The organism is Spongisporangium articulatum (genome assembly GCF_044465595.1).
Taxonomy (GTDB): domain Bacteria; phylum Actinomycetota; class Actinomycetes; order Actinomycetales; family Kineosporiaceae; genus Spongisporangium; species Spongisporangium articulatum.
The window spans coordinates 325,074-346,584 of sequence record NZ_JBITLV010000005.1; the positions used below are offsets into that span (position 1 = coordinate 325,074).

20 protein-coding genes, 1 tRNA gene and 1 pseudogene are annotated in these 21,511 nt (G+C 72.2%); 7 read left to right on the top strand and 15 right to left on the bottom strand.

Annotated features, from left to right (window positions below; all coding sequences use genetic code 11):
- Positions 1–9: 9 nt before the first annotated feature.
- The 3 genes from ACIB24_RS16595 to ACIB24_RS16605 all read right to left on the bottom strand — a co-directional run bounded on the left by ACIB24_RS16595 (position 10) and on the right by ACIB24_RS16605 (position 2,699).
- Positions 10–906 carry an NAD(P)-dependent oxidoreductase gene (locus ACIB24_RS16595; RefSeq protein ID WP_398282642.1) on the bottom strand — a complete coding sequence of 299 codons (897 nt, stop codon included), beginning with the start codon at positions 904–906 and terminating at the stop codon, positions 10–12.
- Positions 903–1,622 (bottom strand): class I SAM-dependent methyltransferase, encoded by a 720-nt coding sequence (locus ACIB24_RS16600; RefSeq protein ID WP_398282644.1) that lies wholly within the window; start codon positions 1,620–1,622, stop codon positions 903–905. Before ACIB24_RS16600 ends, ACIB24_RS16595 begins: the two co-directional genes overlap by 4 nt.
- A gap of 138 nt (positions 1,623–1,760) precedes the next feature.
- Complete coding sequence (locus ACIB24_RS16605) at positions 1,761–2,699, bottom strand: NADP-dependent oxidoreductase (RefSeq protein ID WP_398282646.1); 939 nt, start codon at positions 2,697–2,699, stop codon at positions 1,761–1,763.
- A 113-nt stretch (positions 2,700–2,812) separates the two neighbouring features.
- On the opposite strand from ACIB24_RS16605, the gene ACIB24_RS16610 reads away from it, so the two are divergent.
- A complete protein-coding gene (locus ACIB24_RS16610; RefSeq protein WP_398282648.1) occupies positions 2,813–3,325 on the top strand; it encodes a MarR family winged helix-turn-helix transcriptional regulator in 513 nt (170 codons plus the stop codon).
- Between the two features lie 43 nt (positions 3,326–3,368).
- On the opposite strand, the gene ACIB24_RS16615 is transcribed toward ACIB24_RS16610, so the two are convergent.
- Positions 3,369–3,444 (bottom strand) — tRNA-Leu (locus ACIB24_RS16615).
- A 146-nt stretch (positions 3,445–3,590) separates the two neighbouring features.
- Here ACIB24_RS16615 and ACIB24_RS16620 point away from each other — a divergent pair.
- From ACIB24_RS16620 to ACIB24_RS16630, 3 genes and pseudogenes are all read left to right on the top strand, one after another.
- A complete protein-coding gene (locus ACIB24_RS16620; RefSeq protein WP_398282650.1) occupies positions 3,591–4,955 on the top strand; it encodes a PepSY-associated TM helix domain-containing protein in 1,365 nt (454 codons plus the stop codon).
- Positions 4,952–5,317 (top strand): hypothetical protein, encoded by a 366-nt coding sequence (locus ACIB24_RS16625; RefSeq protein ID WP_398282651.1) that lies wholly within the window; start codon positions 4,952–4,954, stop codon positions 5,315–5,317. The genes ACIB24_RS16620 and ACIB24_RS16625 overlap by 4 nt, the downstream gene beginning before the upstream one ends.
- Positions 5,310–5,744, top strand: a pseudogene (locus tag ACIB24_RS16630) (hypothetical protein); the annotation flags it as partial. The gene ACIB24_RS16625 and the pseudogene ACIB24_RS16630, both read left to right, overlap by 8 nt.
- On the opposite strand, the gene ACIB24_RS16635 reads toward ACIB24_RS16630, so the two are convergent.
- The 3 genes from ACIB24_RS16635 to ACIB24_RS16645 form a co-directional block, all read right to left on the bottom strand.
- Complete coding sequence (locus ACIB24_RS16635; RefSeq protein ID WP_398282653.1) at positions 5,703–6,725, bottom strand: hypothetical protein; 1,023 nt, start codon at positions 6,723–6,725, stop codon at positions 5,703–5,705. The pseudogene ACIB24_RS16630 and the gene ACIB24_RS16635 overlap by 42 nt on opposite strands.
- Positions 6,722–7,042 carry a PadR family transcriptional regulator gene (locus ACIB24_RS16640; protein ID WP_398282655.1) on the bottom strand — a complete coding sequence of 107 codons (321 nt, stop codon included), beginning with the start codon at positions 7,040–7,042 and terminating at the stop codon, positions 6,722–6,724. The genes ACIB24_RS16635 and ACIB24_RS16640 overlap by 4 nt, the downstream gene beginning before the upstream one ends.
- Positions 7,043–7,193: 151 nt before the next feature.
- Positions 7,194–8,948 carry an FAD-dependent oxidoreductase gene (locus tag ACIB24_RS16645; protein ID WP_398282657.1) on the bottom strand — a complete coding sequence of 585 codons (1,755 nt, stop codon included), beginning with the start codon at positions 8,946–8,948 and terminating at the stop codon, positions 7,194–7,196.
- A gap of 219 nt (positions 8,949–9,167) precedes the next feature.
- On the opposite strand from ACIB24_RS16645, the gene ACIB24_RS16650 reads away from it, so the two are divergent.
- The gene (locus ACIB24_RS16650) at positions 9,168–10,760 is read left to right on the top strand and encodes a hypothetical protein (RefSeq protein WP_398282659.1); all 1,593 of its coding nucleotides are present in this window, start codon (positions 9,168–9,170) and stop codon (positions 10,758–10,760) included.
- On the opposite strand, the gene ACIB24_RS16655 is transcribed toward ACIB24_RS16650, so the two are convergent.
- From ACIB24_RS16655 to ACIB24_RS16665, 3 genes are read right to left on the bottom strand one after another with little or no spacing between them, the layout of a single operon-like run.
- Positions 10,750–11,685, bottom strand: a complete 936-nt coding sequence (locus tag ACIB24_RS16655; protein WP_398282884.1) for a Ppx/GppA phosphatase family protein — start codon at positions 11,683–11,685, stop codon at positions 10,750–10,752. The genes ACIB24_RS16650 and ACIB24_RS16655 overlap by 11 nt on opposite strands.
- 42 nt (positions 11,686–11,727) lie before the next feature.
- Positions 11,728–12,222, bottom strand: coding sequence for a DUF501 domain-containing protein (locus ACIB24_RS16660; protein WP_398282661.1), 495 nt, complete (start codon positions 12,220–12,222; stop codon positions 11,728–11,730).
- Positions 12,215–12,547, bottom strand: coding sequence for a septum formation initiator family protein (locus ACIB24_RS16665; protein WP_398282662.1), 333 nt, complete (start codon positions 12,545–12,547; stop codon positions 12,215–12,217). The genes ACIB24_RS16660 and ACIB24_RS16665 overlap by 8 nt, the downstream gene beginning before the upstream one ends.
- Here ACIB24_RS16665 and ACIB24_RS16670 point away from each other — a divergent pair.
- Positions 12,540–12,839, top strand: coding sequence for a hypothetical protein (locus ACIB24_RS16670; protein ID WP_398282664.1), 300 nt, complete (start codon positions 12,540–12,542; stop codon positions 12,837–12,839). The genes ACIB24_RS16665 and ACIB24_RS16670 overlap by 8 nt on opposite strands.
- A gap of 90 nt (positions 12,840–12,929) precedes the next feature.
- Here the strand turns inward: ACIB24_RS16670 and eno are convergent, their stop codons facing one another.
- Together eno and ACIB24_RS16680 are read right to left on the bottom strand one after the other, a co-directional pair.
- Positions 12,930–14,210, bottom strand: a complete 1,281-nt coding sequence (gene eno, locus ACIB24_RS16675) for a phosphopyruvate hydratase (RefSeq protein ID WP_398282666.1) — start codon at positions 14,208–14,210, stop codon at positions 12,930–12,932.
- Between the two features lie 67 nt (positions 14,211–14,277).
- Positions 14,278–15,954, bottom strand: coding sequence for a DUF885 domain-containing protein (locus tag ACIB24_RS16680; RefSeq protein WP_398282668.1), 1,677 nt, complete (start codon positions 15,952–15,954; stop codon positions 14,278–14,280).
- A gap of 48 nt (positions 15,955–16,002) precedes the next feature.
- On the opposite strand from ACIB24_RS16680, the gene ACIB24_RS16685 reads away from it, so the two are divergent.
- Positions 16,003–16,155: a hypothetical protein gene (locus ACIB24_RS16685; RefSeq protein ID WP_398282670.1), complete on the top strand. Its 153-nt coding sequence runs from the start codon at positions 16,003–16,005 to the stop codon at positions 16,153–16,155.
- Positions 16,156–16,220: 65 nt separating this feature from the next.
- On the opposite strand, the gene ACIB24_RS16690 is transcribed toward ACIB24_RS16685, so the two are convergent.
- The 3 genes from ACIB24_RS16690 to mfd form a co-directional block, all read right to left on the bottom strand.
- On the bottom strand, positions 16,221–17,165 hold the full coding sequence (locus ACIB24_RS16690; RefSeq protein WP_398282672.1) for a MazG family protein: 945 nt from the start codon (positions 17,163–17,165) through the stop codon (positions 16,221–16,223).
- Between the two features lie 71 nt (positions 17,166–17,236).
- Positions 17,237–17,809: a hypothetical protein gene (locus ACIB24_RS16695; RefSeq protein WP_398282674.1), complete on the bottom strand. Its 573-nt coding sequence runs from the start codon at positions 17,807–17,809 to the stop codon at positions 17,237–17,239.
- Between the two features lie 28 nt (positions 17,810–17,837).
- Positions 17,838–21,440, bottom strand: a complete 3,603-nt coding sequence (gene mfd, locus ACIB24_RS16700) for a transcription-repair coupling factor (RefSeq protein WP_398282676.1) — start codon at positions 21,438–21,440, stop codon at positions 17,838–17,840.
- Positions 21,441–21,511 lie beyond the last annotated feature (71 nt).

Here is a 21,511-nt window from a genome sequence, read left to right on the forward strand (position 1 = left end):
ACACCGGCCCTACAGCTGCAGACCGGTCCCGGTCTGTTCCTGCAGGTACCGGACGACGGACAGCTCCGGGGAGTCGGGCCCGTACCGTTCCTCGGCGCGCTGGAAGCTGGCTCGCGCCACTCCACCCACCTCCAGCGGAACCCCCAGGCCGGAGGCCAGTTCCGCGATCAGCCCCAGGTCCTTGGTACACAGCCGGGTGGTGAAGGTCTCGTCGAAGCTGCCGTCGTAGATCGAGGGGATGTCGTGCTCGGCGACCCAGCTCGTGCCGCAGCTGTTCAGCACGACCTGCTGCAGCACGGGCAGGTCGATGCCGGCCCGGGCGCCCAGCAGCAGCGCCTCGCCGATCGCGGCCGCGTTGACGAACCAGAGCAGGTTGGTCAGCAGCTTGGCCGCCATCGCGGAGACGTGGTCCCCGGTGTGGATGACCACCTCACCGATCGTCTTGTACAGCGGCATGCACGCCTCGACGTCGGCCGCGTCGCCCCCGACGAACAGGGACAGCTTGCCGATCTCCGCGTTGTCGACCCCCTGCGACACCGGGGAGGTCAGGTAGTGCACGCCCCGCGCCGACGCCGCCTCGACCAGCCGCGGGACCAGGGCCACCGAGACCGTCGTCAGGTCGATCAGGTAGCTGCCGGGCGCGGCCGAGGCGAGCAGCCCGTCGTCCCCCAGGCACACCTCGGCGACCTCGACGTGGCTGGGCAGGGACAGGAACACGACCTCCGCCCCGGCGGAGGCCTCCCGCGCGCTGGCGCACGGGACGGCATCCGCGCACCCCGGCGCCCCGGCCACCGAGGCCATCGCCTCGGGCCGGGAGTCGAACAGCCGGACGTCGTGCCCTGCGCGCACCAGGTTGCGGGCTACGGGCGCGCCCATCGACCCGGTCCCGACGAACCCGATCCTCATCGCTTGCGGAACTCCTCGAACAGCCGGGACGGCGCCCCGGGCACGTGGTCGAAGCCGAGCTTGTCGAGCAGCGCGAGGGCCTCGTCGACGTCGTACACGCGGTAGTCGGTGGTCTGCTCCATCAGCCGCAGGTCGTCGTCGTGCAGCGAGTAGACCTTGCGGAAACCGTTGTCGATGGGGGTGATCCGCTGTTCGTAGCGCATCCCGTTGGACACCCGGTCGGTGTAGTCGTGGTGCGGGGACTGGATGCCCAACAGCAACGTGCCGCCCGGCGGCAGGTGAGCGGCGACCTGCTGCAGCCCTGACTCGTTGTCGGCGTCGGAGCGCAGGTGGCTGATCATCGAGGAGCACCGTTCACCGTCGCCGCGCACGAAGTACCAGACGCCGCCGTAGGAGAAGGCCGTGTCGTAGAGCGTGTCCATGGCCATCGTGACGACGTTCTGCCGGCTCAGGCTCAGCCCCGGCACCGTGGCCAGCCGGACCTCGGCGATGTCGAGCATCGCCTGGGTGAAGTCGACGCCGGTCAACCGCAGGTCGGGACGCCGGGCCGCGAGCCGCTGCAGGATGAGGCCGGTGCCGGCCCCGAGTTCCAGGACCGAACTGCCGGGCGCCACCGAGTCGACCCGGTCGAGCGCATCGACGATGGCCTCGTAGTCGTAGTAGCCCGACTCCATGATCAGGTCGTAGTGCCCGGCCATGTCGGTGTAGTCAGCCATGGGATCGGTGTCCGGCCTCGGGAAGCATGGCGCCGGACGCTAGCAGCGCGAGACGTTATGACACCGATGTCCGGGTCTGAGCGGAAAATCACGTTTCCGGGGCCACTCGGGACTGGCCCGAGGTGGCCCCGGCCCGGATCACAGCGCCGGCGGGACGATCACCATCTTGCCGTACGCCTGTCCGGCCTCGGCCCGGCGGTGCAGCTCCGGCAGCTCGCTCAGCGGGACGCGCCCGGCGATCTCCACGCGCAGAGCTCCGGCGTCGACGAGGGACACCAGCTCGGTGAGCACCTCGGCGTCCGGGTGGACGAAGACCGTCTCCGCCCGCACCTGCCGCTGCTCGTCGCCCGGCGTGGGGACGCGCGGTGTGGTGGACACGACCACCCCGCCGTCCCGGACCCGCGCAGCCAGGGCGACGAACCGTTCCGGGGTGATGGGCGCGAGGTTCAGCAGGACGTCGACCGGTTCGGTGAGCGCGTCGAGCACGTCGGACGTCGTGTGGTCGACCAGTTCGTCGGCGCCGTGGGCGGTTACGGCCTCGACGCTGCGCGGGCTCACCGTGGCGACGACGTGGGCCCCGGCGCGCTTGGCCAGCTGTACCGCGTAGCCGCCGACCGGCCCGCCCGCACCGTTGATCAGCACCCGCTGACCCGCCTGCAACCGGCCGGCCTCGAACAGGGCCTGCCAGGCGGTGAGGCCCACGGAGGGCAACCCGGCGGCGTCCTCGAGCGGGATCGAGGTGGGCGCCGCGACGAAGGCCTCCGCCGGGGCGACCACGAACTGCGCCGCCCCGCCGTCCCCGGTCATCGGGATGAAGCCGATGACCTCCTGACCCATGGTGAGCCCCTCGACGCCGTCGCCCAACGCGTCGACGGTGCCGGAGACGTCGTAGCCCGGGACGTGCGGGAGGGTGATCGGGATCGGCAGGACACCGCCGCGCAGGCCACCGTCGGCCGGGTTGAACGCGGACCCGGCCACCCGGATGCGCACCTCGCCGGCCCCGGGAACCGGGTCGTCCGCCTCCTCGTACCGCAGGACCTCCGGACCGCCCGTCTCGTGGAACCGCACTGCCTTCATGATGCTCACCTTCTCCTCAACCGCTTCGGATTCGAAGCAACTGCGTTGACGGTAACGCTGCTTCGAATTAGAAGCAAGTGCTTTGGATTCGAAACAGTCGATAGGATCGTGCGGTGACCTCATCGCCGCCGCCGCTGGACGCCACGCAGCTGGGCGCGTACTTCGCGCTCATCGAGGCGAGCAGCCTGCTGCGGCACGCGGTGGAGCAGCAGCTGCAGGAGGTCGGGGACCTCAGCTACGTGCAGTTCCAACTCCTGGCCACGCTCGGGGACGCCCCGGACGGGAGCCGCCGCATGACCGACCTCGCGGACGGCGTCGTCTACAGCCGCAGCGGGCTCACCTACCAGGCCCAGGTCCTCGAGAAGCGAGGACTGGTCACGCGCGCACCGTCGGCCGACGACGAGCGCAGCGTCACCGTGACGGTCACCGCCGCGGGCCGCGAAGTGCTCGCGGCCGTGTTCCCGGGCCACATCGCGGTTCTGCAGGACCTGCTGTTCGCGCCCCTGTCGCGCGCCGACGTCGAGACCCTCGCCGAGATCCTGGGGCGCGCCCGCGACCACATGCGCCGGACGCCGCCGCGATCGGCTGCCGCCCGGGGCCGCCGGCGGGCGAAGCCGACGGAGTAGCCGCAGCCCTCGCCTGGTGGACCCGGAGCGAGCCAGGCCTTTCTGGTGCCCCCGGCGGGATTCGAACCCGCACTCGAGCGCTTTTAAGGCGCCTGCCTCTGCCGTTGGGCTACGGGGGCGAGGCGTGGCCCCGACCCCACTCAGCGTAGGCCAGCGGGAAGACGGCCCCACACGATTTACGCGCCCCCGCCCTCGACGCCCCCACCGACCGTGCCCTAAGTTAGGCCAGCCTTACTAAGGCATACCTAACGAACAGGGACGGTCGATGGTTCTCGACGTGACGGCGCGGCTCCGCCGGCTCGACAAGTGGCGGCGCCGGAAGAAGCCGATCAAGAAGCCCGTGATCTGGCTGCACCGCTGGCTGTCCCTGGCTCTCGGCCTCGTCCTGCTGCTGATCACCACGACGGGCGCGGTCGTCGTCTACTCGCCCGAGTGGCTCAAGTGGACGAACGGCGACGTCTTCGCCACCACGCAGTCCGACCACCCGACGTCCTTCAGTCAGGCGATCGCCACCGTCGAGGCCGCGCACCCGGGCTTCGAGGCGGGTTCGGTGAACCTGTACGAGGGAGTGATCGAGGTCTTCGCGGCCGACGACGACAGGAACCCGGGGTTCTGGGGCGTCGACGCCGGCTCGGGCCGGATCACCGGCCACGCCGACCCGGACCGCGGCTTCATGGCGTTCATGAACCAGATCCACGAGTGCTTCTTCACCTGCGACGACTACCCGGGCTACGTGCCGTGGTTCGACGAGACCGTGCCGCAGTACGGGAAGTACCTGCCGCAGTGGCTGCAGTGGGCCAGCCCGCGCACCGACCTGACCTGGGCCGGATTCTTCCTCGGCTCGTTCGCCGTGATCCTGATGTTCCTGGCCCTGTCCGGCATCTGGCTGTGGTGGCCGACACTGAAGAAGTTCAGTCACGGGTTCCGGGTCCGCATGCGTAAGGGCCGGTACGCGCGCGACTACGACCTGCACCAGGTGGTCGGCATGGCGGCCGTGCCGTTCCTGCTGATGTGGGGGCTGACCGGCGCCGGCTTCGAGTTCAACTGGGTCGCCCCGGCCTGGTACGCGGCCACGGGCGGCCAGACTCCGCCCGACGAAACGCCTTTCACGTCGAACGAGGTGAAGGACGACAAGCGCCCTGACATCGGGTTGGACGCCGCCGTGGCCGCCGCCCGCACCGCCGGGCAGGCGGGCGACGCACCACTCGTCTACGCCTCCCTGCCGGCCGAGGACGACGCGACGGCCACCTACTCGTTCTACTTCAGCAAGAACTTCGACCAGTACGAGCACGGCGCCTACCCCGGCGAGTACGGCGTGGACGTCGACCGGCACGACCCGAGCCGGGTGCACGTCACCGACCTCGGCAGTGCCGCCACGCTGTCGAACCAGGTGCTGGACAACTGGTCCGGCGCGCTCTTCCACTACGGCCAGAGCGTCAACGGCTGGTGGCGCATCATCTGGTTCCTGTTCGGCCTGACCCCGATCCTGCTGGCGATCACCGGCGTCTCGACCTGGCTGGCCAAGCGGTCGGTGCGCAAGCGCCGGGAGAGGGCCCGGGCCGAGCGCGCGGCCGCGGCCGACGAGACGGCGATCGATCTGGGTGACGAGCCGGAACCGGTGCCGGCGTGAGGGATTCCCTCGGCCTGACCACGCTCCTGTACGCACTGGGCCTGGGGGCGGCACTCGCCGGGACGGCGGTCCGCGGGCGTCCGCGCCCGCCCGCCCTGGTCGCGGGGTTGGGGATGCTCGAGCTGGCGGTCGTCGTCCAGGGCGTCCTGGACGGTGTCGCGCTGGTCAGCGGCGACCACGGGCCGGAGGTGGCCACCAACGTCGGCTACCTGCTCACCTCGGTGGCGGTGCTCCCGATCTGCGCGACCGGGGTGCGGTGGGACGACGGGCGCTGGGGCAACGCGGCGCTGGCCGTCGGCTGCCTGCTGGTCGCCGTCGTGTCGGTGCGCCTGCACGTCACCCTGGGAACGAGTCATGCCTGAGCGACCGGACGGCGCGGTCGGCCCGGGCCGACTCCTGACCTTGGTCTACGGGTTCTTCGCCCTGGCCGCCACCGGACGCAGCGGCGTGCAGCTGGCCACGAAGGCCTCCCACGCCCCGGTCGCCTACGCACTGTCGACGCTGGCCGCCGTCACGTACATCGCCGCCACCGTCCTGTTGGCCCGGGCGGCGCGATTGCGCTCTGAATCCGACACGAATGTGTCGGATTCAGAGCACAACTCACGGACTCGCTGGGCGACCGCGCTGTGCGTTGTGGAGCTGACCGGCGTGCTCCTGGTCGGCATCGCGAGTTACGCATTCCCGGAGCGCTTCCCGGACGCGACCGTGTGGTCGCACTTCGGGTCGGGCTACGGGTACGTCCCGCTGCTACTGCCCGTCCTCGGTCTGCTCTGGTTGCGGCGTGGCCGAGATTGCGGGCGCAGTCAGCTTCACCCCTTCGGGCAGCGGGCCCACGTTCGGGAACGGCAGCGGAGCGGCCTGCTCCGGATTGACGATGCCAGGGTCGTAGCTGTCCACCCGGAGCAGCATGGGGAAGACGTTGAACACCTTCGGCCCGATCATGTCCGGCGCCATGAGGTATGAGGTGTCCCCGCCGTCGGGCTGGTAGGAGAGGGCGGGATCGATGGTCAACGGATGCCCGGCCTGGTCGTAGAGACGCACCCGCATGAGAGGCTTGCCGTCCTCGTCGTAGGCGAAGACGTTGCTGACCGGCGCCCCGTCCAGGTACAGCCCGGTCGCCCCCTCGCCATCGGTGTAGACGTCCGACTGAAGGTTCTGCATCAGGTAGTAGCTGCTCACCGCGGACGGCAGCAGCAGAACGCCGACCAGTGCCGCGACGTTCCACGCCAGCAGGATGCCGCGCACCGGCGCCACGGCCTGCCCGGCCCCCCGCCAGCGCAGACTCCAGACCGCGAGGAACGCTCCCCCCAGGAGCAGGGCCAGGAACGGCACCGGAGTGAGGGTGCTGAACCCGAGGACGAGGGATGGAAAGACCAGCAGGAGCAGGGCGCGCACCACCCACCAGGCCGGCTGAAGGTCGTCAGCGGTCCGCAGGATCGCCTCCCCACCGGGCATCGAGCGCACCGCATCGCGCAGGTGGGCAGACATCCGGCGCAGGTTCGGGTCGAACCGGGGCGCTCGTCGCCCCCGTTCGGAAAGCCCCGCTGCGGAGCGCAGTTCCGCCGCGTAGGCCTGCGGTGACCCGAACCGCTGCGTGGGCGTCGTCCCCTCCGCGGCCCACGCCTCGATCAGGTCGGCCTCCAGGCCACCGGTCAGCTCCGCCACGTCGTCGCGCGGCAGGTCGTCCAGCTCGTGCTCGACCGCCGCCACGAAATCCGCTATCTCAGCGCGGATCTCAGTGGACAGCATCGGCTGCGTCGGTGTGCTCATCGCCCCTCCACCAGTGCACTCATGACCCCTGCGAACTCCGTCCAGGTCTTGCCCTGCTCGGCCAGTTGCACGCGGCCGGCCTCGTTGATGCCGTAGTACTTGCGGTGTGGCCCCTCGTCGGAGGGCACCACGTACGAGGTCAGCGCGCCGGCCGAGTACAGCCGCCGCAGCGTGCCGTACACCGAGGCGTCACCGACCTCCTCCAGACCCGCGGCCCGCAACCGGCGCACCACCTCGTAGCCGTAGCCGTCCTCCTCGGCCACCACTGCGAGGACGGCCAGGTCGAGCACACCCTTCAGCAGCTGCGTCGTATCCACGCACCGCACACTACTCCACAATCCGCAGTAGCGCGCAATGCCGAGGCTGCAAATACACGTTTACGAGGGATTCTCAGCTGCTATCAGCAGTCGAGAATTCCCTCGTAAACGGTTTTGAGCGCGGAGGGGGTGCGCTCAGTTCGGGGGCCGCCTAGTTCTGGGCCGCCGGGGCCTCGGCGGTGCGCCGGACGACGGCCTCGATGCTCACGAACGGCAACCGCAGCGCCGCGGGCGCCGACTCCGGCACGACGGGGTGCTTCGGCGCCACGGGGGCCAGCCGCTCGTACGCCGCCCCCAGCGCCGGGCGCGGGTCGACCTCGCCGCGGTTCGGCCAGAACGAGATGGCCCGCTCGGCCTGCGCGGTGATGGTGAGCGACGGGTTGACCCCGAGGTTCGCCGACACCGTGGAACCGTCGACGATGTGCAGGTTCGGCAGCCCGAACGCCCGGTGGTAGGCGTCGACCACACCGTTCTCGGGCGAGTCGCCGATGGCGCAGCCGCCCAGGAAGTGCGCGGTGGTCGGGATGTTCGCCATCTCGTTCCACGTGCTGCCCTGGATGGCCCCGATCTCCTCGGCCACCAGCGCGTTCGCGTCGTACCCCGCCTTGATGAACGTCGGGTTCGGCTCGCCGTGACCCTGCCTCGACGTGAGCTTCACCCGGCCCGTCCAGCCCCGCTTCAGGTACGTGGTCAGCGAGTTGTCGAGGGTCTGCATGACCAGCAGGATCATCGTCCGCTGGCTCCAGTGCCGCAGGTTCAGCAACAGCGCGGCCTTCGGCTGCGTGACCAGCGTCTTCAGCAGCTGCCCGACCCGCGAGCGCCCCGGCGACCCGTCGGTGGCCACCGTCTGCAGCAGGCCCATCGCGTTCGACCCGTGCCCGTACCGGCAGGGCTCGATGTGCGTGTTCTCGTCGGGGTGGAACGACGAGGTGATCGCCGTACCGAACGAGTAGTCGTTGTCCTTGTCGATCGTGAGCCGGCCGCTGCCGATGATCGCCTCGGAGTTCGTCCGGGTCAGCTCGCCCAGCTTGTCCGACAGGCCCGGCAGGTCGCCCCGCTGCTTCACCCGGTGCAGCAGGTTCTGCGTACCCCAGGTCCCGGCGGCCAGCACGACGTGCTGCGCGCGAATGGTGCTGCGGCGCTTCCGGACCCACGCCCCGGTGCGGGCGGTCGAGACCTCCCACGTGCCGTCGTACAACTGCTTCAGGCCGGTCACCGTGGTGAGCGGCTGGACCGAGACCCCGGCCCGCTCGGCCAGGTACAGGTAGTTCTTGACCAGCGTGTTCTTGGCGCCGACCCGGCAGCCCGACATGCAGGCGCCGCACTCGGTGCAACCCGTGCGCGCCGGCCCGGCGCCACCGAAGAACGGGTCGGGCGACTCGACACCCGGCTTGTCGAAGAACACCCCGACAGGCGTCGCGTGGAACGTGTCCCCGACGCCCATCTTGTCGGCGACCTTCTTGATCACCTTGTCGGCCGGGGTCATCGTCGGGTTCGGCGTGACGCCGAGCATCCGGCTGGCCTGGTCGTAGTACGGGTCGAGCTCGTCGGCCCAGTCGGTGATGTGGGCCCACTGCAGGTCCGCGAAGAACGGCGGCAGCGGCCGGTACAGCGTGTTCGCGTAGACCAGCGACCCGCCGCCCACGCCCGCGCCGGCCAGGATCATCACGTTCTTCAGGAAGTGGATGCGCTGGATGCCGTAGCAACCCAGCCGCGGCGCCCACAGGTACGAGCGCAGCCGCCACGAGGTCTTGGCGAACTCGTCGTCCTTGAACCGGCGGCCGGCCTCCAGCACGGTGACCGTGTAACCCTTCTCGGCCAGGCGCAGCGCGCTGACGCTGCCGCCGAACCCCGACCCGATGACGACGACGTCGACGTCGGTCTTCGACCGCGCGCTCTCCGCCATGGCAGCCTCCTTGCTGTTGCGCCCCCTACGAATGGCCCGGTCAGGTGACCCGGATCACCTGGGCACACTACCGCGCGGTAGCCGTTCGTAGGAGACGTCCGGCGAATTGATTACACCGATCGTTGTAACGGTCCGGATCTTCCTGTGGACTTCCGCCTTCGGCCGCTCCCCCACCCGCTGCGGACCTATGGTGCGGACAGCTGAATGGGGGATCTCCACGTGGACCTGAACACGGTCGACCGGCCTGCCCCGACGCGCCCGGCGCCGGCCCGCCCGGCCCGGCGGGACGTCGTCCTCGCCCTGCTCCCGGTGGCCGCGCTCGCCGCGGCGCTGCAGTGGTGGCCCGAGAACGGCGACCAGGCCCTGTTCGCCCAGACCGCGAGCCGGATGCGGGACGGCGTCGTCTACTACCGCGACTTCTGGGACATCAAGCAGCCGGGCGTGTACTGGTTCTACGAGCTCGGCGACCTCCTCGGACCCGGCGGGACCGGCGCCCGGCTGCTCGAGGGCGCGCTCGCCCTGGTCGCCGCCCGGCTGGTCCTGACGATCACCACCGACTGGGGTCTGCGGCGCACCGTCCGGCTGACCGCGCCGACGCTGGTCCTCGGCCCGTACCTGGTCTACGCCCACGTCGGCGGGGTCGGGCAGGTGGAGGGCCTGCTGAACCTGCTGCTCGTCGTCGCGCTCGCCGCCACCCTGCCGGTCGGCGGAGTGTTGCGCCCGGGGTGGGCCTGGTTCGTCGGCGGCCTGGCCGTCGGCGCCGTACCGGTTCTGAAGACGGTGTACGGGCCGGTGCCGTTGCTGCTCGTCGTCCCGGCGCTGCTGCTCAGCCACCGCATCGACGCCCGCCGGACGCGCGGCCGCGTCGGCTGGGGTGTCCTCGGGGCGGTGCTGCCGGGCCTCGTCACGCTGGCCTACTTCGCCGCCCACGGCGCGCTCGACCTGGCGCTGCGGACCACCTTCCAGCTGCCCGCCCAGGTCACCGCCGACCCGACCGCCCCGGGCAGCGTGCACACCGTGGCGACCGCCCTCGTGACGATGTTCGCCCTGGTCGGGCCCCTCGCCCTCGTCGGGTTCCTCAGCGGCCTGCGCCGGGACGACGGGCGCCTGCTCGTGCTCCCACTGGCCGGGACGGCGGTCCTCGAGTTCGCGCTCGCCCTCCCCCAGGTGCCCACGCCGTACCGCTGGCTGATGGAGGCGGTCCCGCTCGGGCTGCTGGCGGCGCTCGGCCTGGAGCGCGTTCTCACCTTCCTGGACCGGACCCCCTCGCAGAGAAGGCTTTTCGTGCGGGCGCTGGCCGGGCTCGGCGCTCTGGCGCTGATCGTCCCGACGGCGCACGTCCCGCTCGACATCCTGAACGCGCCGGCCGGCGACCGGTTCGGCGTGAGCGAACGGGCCCGCATCGTGCGCGGCCAGGGCCTGCCGCCGATGGCCACCCGCCCCGTGGCCGCCGCCGCCCTGATGGCCGGCCGGATCCCCCCGGGCACGCCGGTCTTCATCCTCGGCGACCCCCGGATCGCGACCCTCCTGCAGACCGTTCCGGCGACCGAGATCAGCGGCTGGACGATCGGCCTGCCGGACGGCGTCTGGGCCGAACTGGGGCGCGAGCTGAACCGCACCCGGCCGCGGTTCGTCTACGTGGACGCCCGCGACTGGAGTTCCGTCCGCCAGGGCGCGGGGGCTCCGGTGTTCGACCTGCTCGCCGAGCGTTACCGCGTGGTCGCCGCGAACGCCCAGGGCACCTGGTACGAGACCAGCGACGTCGGGATCCCGCTTCCCGAACCCGGCGGGAATCAGCTGTTCACGAGGTAGGCACCAGGGACCAGGCGATGCCGTCGAGGATGTCCCGCTCGGACGTCACGACGCTGTCCACCCCGGCCTCCGACGCGACCCGGGCGACGAGCGTCCGCCAGATCAGCGCGCCGGCGCCGATCACGTCGACCCGGCCCGGGTGCATGTAGGGCAGCGCCGCCCGCTCGTCCCGCGACATCGCGATCAGCGAGTCGGCCGCGGCCCGCACGTCCGCCACGGGCAGCACGGAGGCGTGGATCCGCTCCGGCTGATACGAGGGCAACCCCAGCGCGTGCGCCGTGATGGTCGTGACCGAACCGGCCAGGCCGACCAGACTCCGGGACGACTCCAGCGGGACGACGCCCGCCACCTTCTCGAGCGCGGCCTCGACGTCCGCGGTGGCCGCGGCCCAGTCCGCACCGGGGCCGGCGAGGTCGTGGCGCTCGGTCAACCGGACGCACCCGATGTCGACCGACAACGCCGCGCTCACGCCGTCCGTCCCCAGCACCACCTCGGTCGAGCCGCCGCCGAGGTCGACGACGCAGTAGGGCGCCGGGTGCCTGCCCCGCAGCTCACCGACGGCCCCGGCGAAGGAGAGCGCCGCCTCCTCCGCCCCCGGGATCACCTCAGGCGTGACGCCGAGCGCGTCGTGCACCCCCGCCACGAACTCGTCGCGGTTCGACGCATCGCGGGTCGCCGAGGTCGCCACGAACCGCAGCGCCGTGACCCCGGCGGCCGTGCACGCGGCCCCGTAGCGGCGGGCCACCTCGAGGGTGCGCTCCAGCGCCTCGGGGGCGAGCCGCCCGGTGCGGTCGACCCCCTGCCCGAGTCGCACGACCTCCATCGTGCGCTCGACGTCGACGAGCGTCCCGGCGTCCGCGTCGACGTCGGCGATCAGCAGCCGGATCGAGTTGGTCCCGCAGTCGACCGCCGCCACACGTTGCACACTCACGCGTACGCCTTCCTGGTGTAGGACTGATATGCCAGGTCAGACGCAGGGTCCGGACGCCCACCAGTCGGGCAGCGCGTCCAGGGCCTCGTCGCCCAGCGGGTTCACGCCCCGACCGGCGGCCAGCGCGTGCCCGACGAGGACGTGCAGGCACTTGACCCGCGTCGGCATCCCCCCGGCCGAGACCCCCTCGATCTCCGGCACCTGGGCGCCGACCTCGGCCCCGATCGCCGCCCGCCGGGCCAGGTAGTCCTCGTGCGCCGCCCGGTACGCCGCGGCGAGCTCCTCGTCCGACTCGAGGCGCTGAGTCATCTCGCGCATCAGCCCCGACGCCTCGAGGGTGCCGATCGCCCCCGCCGCCTTCGGGCAGGTCAGGTAGTACGTCGTCGGGAACGGCGTGCCGTCGTCCAGCCGCGGCTCGGTGGCCACCACGTCGGGGTTGCCGCACGGGCAGCGGTGGGCCACCGCGTGCACCCCCCGCGGGGGCCGGCCGAGCTGCCGGTGGACGGCCTCCAGATCCTGCGGTTCAGCCACCCGGGGTGCCCCCGGCGACCTGCGCCGACGTCCACACGTTCGCGTACCAGGGCGACCGGGCCTGCGGGACGTCGGCCGCCTGCGACTTCGGGTCGCTCGCCTTCTCGTCCGCGGCCCGGTCCTGCACCACGTAGGCGGTCTCCCCGGGCAGCACGTAGTGCAGCCGCAACCGGGCCTGCGCCTTCACGTAGTCGTCGTCCTGCCAGCGGCGACGCTGCGCCTCCAGCGACGCGACGTCCTTCTGGGCCTGCGCGACCTGGCTGCGCGCGGTCTCGATCTGCGAGCGCTGCACCAGCCACTTCTGGAAGTACGGGAGGATGAGCACCGCCAGCAGGATCGCGACCGCCCCGACCACCCACAGCGGCCGGCCCGTCCCGGCCCGGACCCCCGCGCGTCCCTCCCCGCGGCCGGGAGCGGCCGACGGCGGGCGGGACGACGCCTGCCGGTTCGCCGGGGCGGTCACCGACCGCTGGCGCGCGGGTCGCGAACGGCCCCCGGACGACGGGCGCGCGGTCGGACTCTTCGCCGGCGCCTTGGGTGCCGTCCTGGGTGTCGTCCCGGGTGCGCCCCGCGTGACCGCCCGTGAACCCGCCGCGGTGGCGGGGGTCGTCCCTTGAGTCGGGCGCATGCCGACGCCCGGCTCCCGGTCGTCTCCCGAACCGGGAGCGCGACCGGGGGCCGGAGGTCGACGAGGGCTCACCTGGACATCAGCTCCGCGTGAACCGCGGGAAGGCGCCGGCGCCCGCGTACACCGCGGCGTCGTCCAGCTCCTCCTCGATGCGCAGCAGCTGGTTGTACTTGGCCACCCGGTCGGACCGGGCCGGGGCGCCGGTCTTGATCTGGCCGCAGTCGGTCGCGACCGCGAGGTCGGCGATCGTGGTGTCCTCGGTCTCGCCCGAGCGGTGGCTCATCATGCAGCGGTAGCCGTTGCGGTGGGCCAGGGCGACGGCGTCGAGGGTCTCGGTCAGCGTGCCGATCTGGTTGACCTTGACCAGCAGCGCGTTGGCCGCGCCCTCGGCGATGCCGCGGGCCAGGCGGGTCGGGTTGGTCACGAACAGGTCGTCGCCGACGATCTGCACCCGGTTGCCGACGGCGGCGGTCAGGCCGGTCCAGCCCTCCCAGTCGTCCTCGGACAGCGGGTCCTCGATGGAGACCAGCGGGAAGTCGCTGACCAGCTGCGTGTAGAAGTCGATCATCTCGCCGGAGCTGCGCTTGCTGCCCTCGAACGAGTAGGAGCCGTCGGCGTAGAACTCGGTGGCCGCGACGTCCAGCGCGAGCGCCACGTCGGAGCCGAGGCTGTAGCCGGCCTTGTCGATGGCGGTGGCGATCAGCTCGAGCGCCTCCTTGGTACCGGCCACGCTCGGGGCGAACCCGCCCTCGTCGCCGAGCCCGGTCGACAGGCCCTGGGCCTTCAGCACCGACTTCAGCGAGTGGTAGATCTCGGCGCCGGAGCGCAGCGCCTCCTTGAAGGAGGGCGCGCCGAGCGGCGCGATCATGAACTCCTGGACGTCGACGCCGCTGTCGGCGTGGGCGCCACCGTTGAGGATGTTCATCATCGGCACCGGCAGCACGTGCGCGTTCGGGCCGCCGACGTAGCGGAACAGGGGAAGGTCGGCGCTGTCGGCGGCGGCCTTGGCCACGGCGAGGCTGACGCCGAGGATCGCGTTCGCGCCCAGGCTGCCCTTGTTGTCGGTGCCGTCCAGGTCCAGCATCGCCTGGTCGATCAGCCGCTGGTCGGCGGCGTCGAAGCCGATGATCTCGGGCATGATCTGCTCGGTCACGGCCTGGGCCGCGTCCTGCACGCCCTTGCCCAGGTAGCGGGAGCCGCCGTCGCGGCGCTCGACCGCCTCGAACGCACCCGTGGACGCACCCGACGGGACCGCCGCGCGGGCGATCGTGCCGTCGTCCAGCGCCACCTCGACCTCGACGGTGGGGTTGCCCCGCGAGTCGAGGATCTCCCGACCCGCTACCGCCTCGATGCTTGCCATCAGTTCGCTCCTGCCGTCGGGTGCCTGGTCAGCCGGGTCCCGGCCGCTCAGGGATGTCGGGACAAACCTAGTCGAGCGCCAGCAGCCCTCGAAGGTGGCGGGGCGGTGGCGAGCCGTGCGAGAGCATCTCGTCGTGCACCTGGCGGCGGTCGCAGCCCGGTCGCGCCTGGGCCAGGTCGACCGCCAACTCGCTCACCTCGCGGTAGCCGACGTAGTAGGTGGCCAGTTGCGCCGAGGTGAGCTGGGCCCGCCGCCACTTGCCGGCGGCCTCGCCCTCCTCCTGGTGGCCGCGTTCGACCATCAGCCGCCGCGCCTCCTCCTCGGTCATGCCGTGGGCGTGCACCCGGATGTCCAGGATCGCGTTGATCGTGCTGCGCAGCTGCATCTTCAGCTGCTGCATGCGCAGCCCGGCGTCCACCTCCGGGCCCAGGCCGAGCCCGGCCTCGGCCAGCATCTCCTCGGCGTAGACGGCCCAGCCCTCGACGAACGGGCCGGACCGGAACGCGGCCCGCACCCGGGTGCCGGCCCGGTGCCGCGCGGCGTGGGCCAGCTGCAGCACGTGCCCGGGCACACCCTCGTGCACGGACAGGTCGCGCAGCATGTGGCCGTTGTACTCGCGGTAGAACGACCCGACCCGCTCGGGCGACCAGCCCGCCGGGGTCGGTGACACCGCGAAGATCATCGGGACGTCGGCCGCCCGGGGTTCCAGCGGGCCCGGCGCGTCGCAGTAGGCGACGGCCACCCCGCGCCGGATCTCGGGCATCTCCTCGACGACCACCCCGACGTCCGGCACCGTGACCAGGTCGAGCTCGCGGACCCGGGCCGTGGCCGCGGCCAGCGCGTCGCGGCACAGGTCGAGGATGCTGGCGTCGGTCACCGGCGCCCCGTGCGCGAGCCCGTCGAGCACCTCGCGGACGAGCCCGGGCCGCGGCGGGACGCGGGCGAACGTCGCGGCCTCCTCGGCGATGCGCTCCTCGATCGCCTGCAGGTCCGACTCCGCCCGGGTGAGCAACGCGTCGGGGCCGGTCTCGGTGTCGAGCGTGTACCAGAGCCGGGCCGCGTAGGCCTGCTCGCCGAGCGCCGGGTCCCGGTCGCTGCGCGGCAGCCGGTCCTCCAGCCAGGCGCGGTGCTCCAGCAGCGCCGCGGCGGCCGGTTCGCGGGCCGCCACGACGGTCCGCGCCGCGGCCGGGTCGGCCGCCAGGAGGGGTTCGAGGTCGGCGTCGATCAGGTTCAGTACCCCGGTGGTGCGTGAGATCGCCGTCTCCACATGCACTCTCGGCATGTTCCGCAAGGTGTCGCGAGCGACCTCGAGGACTTCGGGGACGGCGGTCAGCCGGGCGCCGAGAGCCCGCAGCCGTTCGGCCGGGGTGCCCGTCTCCTTGGCGATCAGCGGGTAGAGCGCGTCACCGGGCAGGTGCAACAGCGGATCCCACTCGTGCGCGCGCAGCTCGGCCAGCTCCCACACCTCGCGGGTGACGGCGGTGCGGAGGATCTCGAGGTCGACGCGGTCGTCCGGGGCCAGCGCGGTGTCGTCGACGTCGTCCAGCGCCGACAGCGCGTCGGCCAGCGTGCCGGTGTGGGTCGCGACGGCGTCCGGTGACCAGTCGGTGAGCCGGTCGTCGAACCGGTGGTCACCGAGGTCGGTGGCCCACTCGGGGCGGGCGCTCAGCAGCGCGTCGAGCACGTTCTCGGCCACCCCACGGAAGCGGTGGGTCGTCCCGGGGTCACCGAACAGGTCACTCACCCGGTCAATGGTGCCTCACGGGCGCGCCCGCGAGGGCAGGGTGCGCCCGTGGACGGGCGGTGGTGGCGACTGATCTTCGTCCCGATACTCCTGACGTGGGGTCTGCCCCTCCTGGTCGCGGCCTTCAGAGTGGCGACCCGGCACCGGCACGTCCCGCTACCGACCGATCCCACGGTGGCCTTCCACGCCGCCCGTCCCTGATCAAGATCACTGTCGCAGCCGGGGTCTTGCGAGTGGAACTCGGCGAGACCCGGCAGCGACGACGATCAGGTAGGCGGCTCGAGGCGGGAGAGCGCGGCGCGCAGGGTGGCCTCGGCGTCGACCCCGGCCTCGCGGGCGGCCAGGACGGCGGCCAGCAGCGCCTCCGCGACCTCGTCGCCCTGCGCAGCGGCCGGGACGGCGAGCGCGGGGTCGTCGCCCGCCTTCACCACCCGGCCGAGCATCTTCTGGGCCCGGGCCAGCGCCGGCAGCGTGGTGGGGATGCCCTCGAAACCGGCTCGGGTGGGCTTCTCCTGCGCCTTCAGCTGTTCCCACGCCGCCTCCTGCTCCGCGACGCTGTCGACCTGCGCGTCGCCGAACACGTGCGGGTGCCGGCGGACCAGCTTGGCGACGATGCCCGCGGCCACGTCGTCGATGTCGAACGGTTCGCCCGTGTGCTCCTCGGCGACCCGGGCGTGAAAGGCCACCTGCAGCAACAGGTCTCCGAGCTCCTCCTGCAGGTGGTCCCGGCCGCCGGGGCCGTCGAGATGCTCGACGGCCTCGATCACCTCGTGGGCCTCCTCCAGCAGGAAGGGCAGCAACGACTCGTGGGTCTGCTCGGCGTCCCACGGGCAGCCGCCGGGTGAGCGCAGCACGTCCATCACCCGGACCAGATCGATCAGCCGGGCCCCGGGGACGTCGTGCGAGGCGGTGATCACCTCGACCTCGGGCGGGTACCCCGCCACCGCCCGGCGGGAGAGGTGCTCGGCGAGGGCGTCGGTCAGCCCGGGGTCGCCGTCCGGGCTGCCCCACCAGACCACCTCCCGACCGGCGGCCGCCTCCTCGACGAGGAGCCCGGCCCGCTGGCCGACCGGCAGGTCGGCGACGTCGCGGGGTTCGACGCCGACGATCTCGAACGCCTCGAGCCACTCGGGTTCGGGGGCCACGGCCAGCAGCACGTCGGCCGCCTGGAGGCGCTGCCAGGCGGACGCCGACAGCAGACCCGCGGCCACGCGCGGGCTCGTCAGTACGAGGGTGACCCGCCCCGTCCCAGGAGTCGCAGCTTCTTCGGGGACGGTTCCACTCACTGGGCGGGCGTGGCCGACGGCGTGGCCACCGGCTTCAGCCAGTTCGGCTGACCCTTGACGATGTTCGCCTGCGTGTAGTCCATCGAGGAGCCGTAGCGCGGGTTGAGCTTGACCCCGTCGGCCTTCAGCCGGCCCGTGATCTGGTTGAGCAGGGCGGTCAGTTCCTCGGTGCTCTTGTCGTTGGCGAAGACCGCGCCACGCGCGAGGATCGCCCGGACCACCGCCAGCGCGGCCGGGCTGGGGTCGCGCGGGGCACCCTCGACCTTGGTGAACTCCAGCTTCGCGTCCTGCACGGAGACGCCCTTGCCCTCGTGCGCCGCCTCCTGCGTCAGGTACGGCTCGAGGATCAGCCAGTTCAGGATGTCGGACTGGGTGAACTGCGCGTCCTGCCCGACGAGCGGGACGACGTCGGTGTACGCGGACTGGACCTGCGCGATGGTGATGCGCCGGTCGCCGACGACGGCCGCGGCGCCCGCCTCCTGCCCGGAGCACCCGGACAGGACGAGACCCGCGACGAGCAGGGCGGCAAGGCTGGTGAGCGCGCTCGAGGTGCGCGTGCTGAGACCCACGCGCGGCATCGTAGTCCTTACGACCGGGTCACCGACGGGTGCCCACGGAGGCGGCCGTGCCGATGTCGTCGAGCAGCACGCTGCGGACGAACTCCGAGGCCCAGGCGAGGACCTCCTGGTCGCGCAGGGGCTGGCCGCCGATCCGGGCGGTCATCGGTCGCGGCACGAGCAGGGCGGAGGTGGCGGGCTTCGCGGTCGTCTTCGGGTACAGCCGGTTGAGCCGCACGGTCTGCGAGTCGCGCAGTTCGACCGGCGACACCCGGATGACGTTCCCCTGCGCCGACATCTCGCGCAGCCCGGCCTGGCGCGCCAGCACCCGGAACCGGGCCACGGCGAGCAGGTTCTCGACGGGCTGCGGCAGCGGGCCGTAGCGGTCGACGAGTTCGGCCCGCACCTCCTCGATCGCCTCGTCCGAGGCCGCCTCGGCGATCTTCCGGTACGCCTCGAGCCGCAACCGCTCCCCCGGGACGTAGTCGTGCGGCAGGTGCGCGTCGACCGGCAGGTCGATCTTGACCTCCTGCAACTGCTCGCCCGTCTCACCGCGGAAGTCGGCCACGGCCTCCCCGACCAGCCGTACGTAGAGGTCGAACCCGACCCCCGCGATGTGCCCGGACTGCTCACCGCCCAACAGGTTTCCGGCCCCGCGGATCTCGAGGTCCTTCATCGCCACGGCCATGCCGGCGCCCAGGTCGGTGTTGGCGGCGATGGTCTGGAGCCGGTCGTGCGCCGTCTCGGTGAGCGGCTTCTCGGGCGGGTAGAGGAAGTAGGCGTAGGCCCGTTCGCGACCGCGCCCGACCCGGCCCCGCAGCTGGTGCAGCTGTGAGAGGCCCATCAGGTCGGCCCGTTCCAGGATCAACGTGTTGGCGTTGGAGATGTCGAGCCCGGTCTCCACGATCGTGGTGCAGACCAGGACGTCGAAGCGCTTCTCCCAGAAGTCGACGATGACCTGCTCCAGCTGGTGCTCGCCCATCTTCCCGTGCGCGGTGGCCACCCGGGCTTCGGGCACCAGCTCGCGGATGCGGCTCGCCGCCCGTTCGATCGACTCGACCCGGTTGTGCACGTAGAAGACCTGGCCCTCGCGCAGCAACTCCCGCCGGATCGCCGCGGTGATCTGCTTCTCCTCGTACCCGCCGACGAACGTCAGGACCGGGTGCCGCTCCTCGGGAGGCGTTGCGAGCGTGGACATCTCGCGGATGCCGGTGACGGCCAGCTCCAGCGTGCGCGGGATCGGCGTGGCGCTCATCGAGAGCACGTCGACGTCGGTGCGCAGCTGCTTCAGGCGTTCCTTGTGCTCGACGCCGAACCGCTGCTCCTCGTCGACGACGACCAGCCCGAGATCCTTGAACCGGACCTCGCCGGTCAGCAGGCGGTGCGTACCGATCACCACGTCGACCGAGCCGTCGGTGATGCCCGCCTTGACCGCCTCGGCCTCCTTGTCGGTGGAGAACCGGGACAGCGGCTTCACGGTGACCGGGAAGTTCGCGTACCGCTCGGTGAACGTGTCGAGGTGCTGCTGGACGAGCAGCGTGGTCGGCACCAGCACGGCCACCTGCTTGCCGTCCTGCACGGCCTTGAAGGCGGCCCGCACCGCGATCTCCGTCTTGCCGTAGCCGACGTCGCCGCAGATCAGCCGGTCCATCGGGATCGGCTTCTCCATGTCGGCCTTGACCTCGTCGATGCTGGCCAGCTGGTCGGGCGTCTCGACGTAGGCGAACGCATCCTCCAGTTCGCGCTGCCACGGGGTGTCGGGCGCGAACGCGTGCCCCTTCGTGGCCATTCGCGCCGAGTACAGCTGGATCAGCTCGGCGGCGATCTCCTTGACCGCCTTGCGCGCCCGGCCCTTCGTCTTGGCCCAGTCGGAGCCGCCGAGCTTGTTCAGCGTCGGCTGCTCGCCACCCACGTAGCGGGTCACCTGGTCGAGCGCGTCGCTGGGCACGAACAGCCGGTCGCCCGGCTGGCCGCGCTTGCTCGGCGCGTACTCGATCACCAGGTACTCGCGGGTCGCCCCGCCGATGGTCCGCTGCACCATCTCGACGTAGCGGCCCACCCCGTGCTGCTCGTGCACCACCAGGTCGCCCGTGCGCAGCTGCAGCGGGTCGACGACGTTGCGCCGCTTGGCCGGCATCCGGCGCATGTCCCGGGTGGTGGAGCCGGTGCCCGTGCCGCCGGTCAGGTCGGTCTCGGTGAGCACCGCCAGCTTCAGCTCGCTGGACACGAAACCCGTGAGCAGGCAACCGGTCCCGACGGCCGCAACGCCGGGTTCCGGCGGTTCCGGCAGGCCCTCGACCAGCCGCGACGCGACGTCGTTCTCGCCCAGCACCTCGACCACGCGCCGGGCCAGGCCGGCCCCGTCGGTGATGACCGCGACCTGCCAGCCCTCGGTCAGCCAGGCCGCGACGTCCTTGACCGCCCGCTCGGTGTCGCCCCGGTAGGCCTCCGGTTCGCGCGCGGTCGGCGTGAAGACGCGGGCGTCGTCGTCCCCCTCGGTGAACTGGGCCAGCTCCTCGTCCGCGCCGAACGGTGAGACCGACCACCACGGCACCCCGTGCGTGAGCGCGTGCTCGCGCACCTGCGCGAGCGACCAGAAGGACGCCGTACCCAGCACCGACTCCAGGTCGACGGGGACGGCGGCGCCCGCGGCGGCCCCCGCCCAGCTCGCCTCCAGGAACTCGCGGCTGGTCTCGACCAGGTCGTGCGCCCGGGCCCGGACCCGCTCGGGGTCGCACAGGACGACGTGGGCCCCCTTCGGCAGGACGTCCAGCACCGGCTGCATGCCGTCGACCAGGGCCGGAGTGAGTGACTCCATGCCCTCGACCGCGACCCCGGCGGCGACCTTGCCGAGCATGTCGGCGACCCCGGGCAGGCGCTCGGCCAGCTCGGCGGCCCGCGCCCGGACCTCGTCGGTGAGCAGCAACTCACGACACGGCGGCGCCCACAGCCCCTCGCCCGCGATCTCCAGGCTGCGCTGGTCGGCGACCGCGAACCAGCGGATCTCCTCGACCGTGTCGCCCCAGAACTCCACCCGCAGCGGGTGCTCCTCGGTGGCCGGGAACACGTCGAGGATGCCACCGCGGACGGCGAACTCGCCCCGGCGCTCCACGAGATCCACCCGGCTGTAGGCCGCGGCGGCCAACCGGCGGACGACGTCCTCCAGGTCGACCTCGTCACCCGCGTGCAGCGCGACCGGCTCCAGGTCGGCCAGCCCCCGGACCAGCGGCTGCATGACCGCCCGCACCGGCGCGACGACGACGTCCACCGGCCCCCCCTGCCCGTCGGCCTCGGGGTGGGCGAGCCGGCGCAGCACGGCCAGCCGGCGGCCGACGGTGTCGCTGCGCGGGCTCAGCCGCTCGTGCGGCAGCGTCTCCCAGGCCGGGAACTCGGCGATCCGCTCGGCCGGGAGGAAGCAGGCGAGGGCCTGGGCCAGGTCCTCCGCCTCGCGGCCGGTGGCGGTGACGGCCAGGACCGGCCGGGCCCCGTGCGCCGGCGAGGCCAGGGCCGCCAGCAGCGGGGCCCGCAGGCCCGCGGGAGCGGTGACCTCCACCAGGGGTTCGTGGCCCTCACGGGCAGCTTCGACCAGGCCCGTGAGGGCCGGGTCACGCAGGAGGGATTCGAGGATTCCGGTCAGGCTCATGACGGTCCCGAGTCTATGCGGGGGCACCGACAGCCGCCGCCGAACCGTCCCGAGGCCCTCAACCCGCCCCC

Bases quoted from the DNA above. Each gene is read 5' to 3' on its own strand.
- ACIB24_RS16595 (WP_398282642.1), bottom strand. From the start codon at position 906: ATGAGGATCGGGTTCGTCGGGACCGGGTCGATGGGCGCGCCCGTAGCC.
- ACIB24_RS16600 (WP_398282644.1), bottom strand. From the start codon at position 1,622: ATGGCTGACTACACCGACATGGCCGGGCACTACGACCTGATCATGGAG.
- ACIB24_RS16605 (WP_398282646.1), bottom strand. From the start codon at position 2,699: ATGAAGGCAGTGCGGTTCCACGAGACGGGCGGTCCGGAGGTCCTGCGG.
- ACIB24_RS16620 (WP_398282650.1), top strand. From the start codon at position 3,591: ATGGTTCTCGACGTGACGGCGCGGCTCCGCCGGCTCGACAAGTGGCGG.
- ACIB24_RS16635 (WP_398282653.1), bottom strand. From the start codon at position 6,725: ATGAGCACACCGACGCAGCCGATGCTGTCCACTGAGATCCGCGCTGAG.
- ACIB24_RS16645 (WP_398282657.1), bottom strand. From the start codon at position 8,948: ATGGCGGAGAGCGCGCGGTCGAAGACCGACGTCGACGTCGTCGTCATC.
- ACIB24_RS16670 (WP_398282664.1), top strand. From the start codon at position 12,540: ATGAGCACCGCCAGCAGGATCGCGACCGCCCCGACCACCCACAGCGGC.
- eno (WP_398282666.1), bottom strand. From the start codon at position 14,210: ATGGCAAGCATCGAGGCGGTAGCGGGTCGGGAGATCCTCGACTCGCGG.
- mfd (WP_398282676.1), bottom strand. From the start codon at position 21,440: ATGAGCCTGACCGGAATCCTCGAATCCCTCCTGCGTGACCCGGCCCTC.